Annotated in this window: 3 protein-coding genes and 1 pseudogene; 2 read left to right on the top strand and 2 right to left on the bottom strand. The window is 62.5% G+C overall.

Going from position 1 to position 2,305, the window contains the following annotated elements; genetic code table 11:
• Nucleotides 1-60 precede the first annotated feature (60 nt).
• Nucleotides 61-1,083, bottom strand: a complete 1,023-nt coding sequence (locus EN994_RS27745) for a metalloregulator ArsR/SmtB family transcription factor (RefSeq protein ID WP_013530933.1) — start codon at nt 1,081-1,083, stop codon at nt 61-63.
• Nucleotides 1,084-1,205: 122 nt separating this feature from the next.
• Between EN994_RS27745 and tsaA the strand changes: the two genes are divergently transcribed.
• Nucleotides 1,206-1,745 (top strand): tRNA (N6-threonylcarbamoyladenosine(37)-N6)-methyltransferase TrmO, encoded by a 540-nt coding sequence (tsaA, locus tag EN994_RS27750; protein ID WP_063168491.1) that lies wholly within the window; start codon nt 1,206-1,208, stop codon nt 1,743-1,745.
• Entirely contained in the window at nt 1,742-2,056 is a 315-nt protein-coding gene (locus EN994_RS27755) for a DUF2293 domain-containing protein (RefSeq protein WP_013530931.1), read from the top strand. The genes tsaA and EN994_RS27755 overlap by 4 nt, the downstream gene beginning before the upstream one ends.
• Before the next feature lie 6 nt (nt 2,057-2,062).
• Here EN994_RS27755 and EN994_RS27760 read toward each other — a convergent pair.
• A pseudogene (locus EN994_RS27760) lies at nt 2,063-2,305 on the bottom strand (hypothetical protein); the annotation flags it as partial.

A 2,305-nucleotide genomic window follows, 5' to 3' on the forward strand; every position in this document is an offset into this window, starting at 1 on the left:
ATTCGAAGGAAACCCTGACCTTGTCGCCGATGTCGGGGCGGCGGGAAAAGCGGAACTGGTTCATGCGATTTCCCCCATCGAGTTCGCTTTGGCCTGCCTTGTGTCGTTGGAAGGATCGGCAATCAGCAGGCGCCGATCGCGGCCGAGCCAGAGTTTCACAGTGAGCCTCGCCTCATTGCCACCGCGCGGCTCGAACTCCTGGGCATCTTCGAGATCGAGGCCGGCTTCCGAAAACCAGTCGGCGATCTGCCGGTCGGAAAAGCCGAGCCGCATATGCGCATGCTCCTCGCGCAGGAATTCCAGCGCATGCGGCGCGAAATCGACGATGACCAGGCGTCCTGCCGGACGCAAAAGCCGCGCCGCCTCGTGGATGGCGCGGGCGGGATCGTCGAGATAGTGCAGCACCTGATGGATGGTGACGAGATCGAAGGCATCGCGCTCGACCGGCGGCGCGAAGATGTCGCCCTGCCGAACCTGCGCGTTCGAAACGCCGGCCTTGTCGAGATTGGCGCGCGCCACGGTCAGCATCTCGCGCGACATGTCGATCCCGACACCGCGCCGATAGAGCGGCGAGAAGATTTCGAGCAGCCGCCCGGTGCCGGTGCCGAGATCGAGCATCGACTGGAACGGCCGCTTGCCGACCAGTTTCAGCATTGCGGCTTCGACGGCGCGGTCCGGCACATGAAGCGAGCGGATATGGTCCCAGCTTGCCGCATTCACGGAAAAATACTCGACCGCCCGGTCCTGCCGCTTGCGCTTGACCGAGGCCAGGCGCTCAAGATCGCGCTCGACCTGCGGATCGGCGCCGCGAATGCCGGAAACCAGGCCCATGACGAAGTCACGCGCGGAATCCGCATCCGACAGGCGGAAGAAGGCCCAGGACCCTTCCTGGTAGCGGCCGATCAGCCCTGCCTCCAGAAGCAGCTTCAGGTGCCGCGAAACGCGCGGCTGCGACTGGCCGAGAATTTCGGTAAGATCGGAAACGGTGAGGTCACCGCGCGACAGAAGTGCCAGTATGCGCAATCGGCTGGATTCGGCCGCCGCCTTTAACGTATCCACCATAGTGTCGAGCGAGACATGCATCAGCGTATTCTCTTTGAAAAGATATAAACATATGTTTATGTCAGTTTTCGAAACCTTGCAAGCGCTATGTCGCTTCCGGACAAGAAAATGCCGCTTGTGTGGCGTTTTAAGAGACATGGGCCATGACTGGACCGCGTGAGATGTTCGAGGCCCGCGAAGGCGAGCAGAGGCTGGAAAACGATCCCGCACTGATGCCGCCGGATGACGGCATCGTCTTCATCGGCCGCATTGCCTCGCCGTGGACGACGCGCGAAACCTGCCCGAAGAACATGCGCGCCGCGCGCGAGACCGGGCAGAAGGCAGTGCTGACCATCGACGCGCCCTACCGAAATGGCTTACGGGGGCTGGAGCGCGCCAGCCACGTCATCATCCTGTCCTGGCTGCATCACGCGCCGCGGGACCTGATTGTGCAGAAACCACGCCATGCGGCCGAAGCAAAAGGCGTATTTTCGCTGCGCTCCCCTGCCCGCCCCAACCCAATCGGGCTGCATGTGGCCAGGCTCGTCGGGCTCGACCAAAACACCGGCCGCATCGATCTCGACGCCATCGACGTGCTCGACGGCACTCCGGTCATCGACATCAAACCTTATTTCGCCTCGACCGACGCCATTGCCGAGGCGACCATCGAAGGGCGCGACGAGCCCAACGGGGTTCGGCGATGACGGCGCCCACCGGTCGCCGCCGCGCCATCGCCAAGGCGCTGACAGCACTTCTGCCGCTGGCACCCTATGCCGACATGGAGAAGATCCGCGGCGACGCCGGCGCGGTCCACATGAAGACCTTGCCACCAGGCATCGCCGTATGGCTGGCGACGATTGCCCATATCCGCCACATGCACACAGATTACGAGAAACTGCTGAGCGAAGGTTACGACCGCGACTCGGCGCGTTTCTTCGTCATCGAGCAGACCAACGTCGTGCTCACTCGCTGGCGCGCGACGCGCCTGCTCGACGCGGATGACGAGGAGGAATGACCACGGCTACTTCCGCTTAAGCACTGCGACCGCATTATAGGGCTGACCATCGGCCTGGCCGATCCAGGTCCAGGACAGATTTCCCTTGAAAAACCTGACGGTGATGTTGCCGCCGTCGACGCATTTGTCCTGACCGTAGGTGATGCTCTCGTGGTATTCCGCCGAAATGCCGTCACTGGACGTCTGTGACAGCGATCCGCCGCAACCGAGTGACGGATAGTCGATCGACGCGCTGCCATCGTTGATGGT

The sequence above is a fragment of the Mesorhizobium sp. M7A.F.Ca.CA.002.09.1.1 genome, assembly GCF_003998555.1.
Classification (GTDB): domain Bacteria; phylum Pseudomonadota; class Alphaproteobacteria; order Rhizobiales; family Rhizobiaceae; genus Mesorhizobium; species Mesorhizobium ciceri.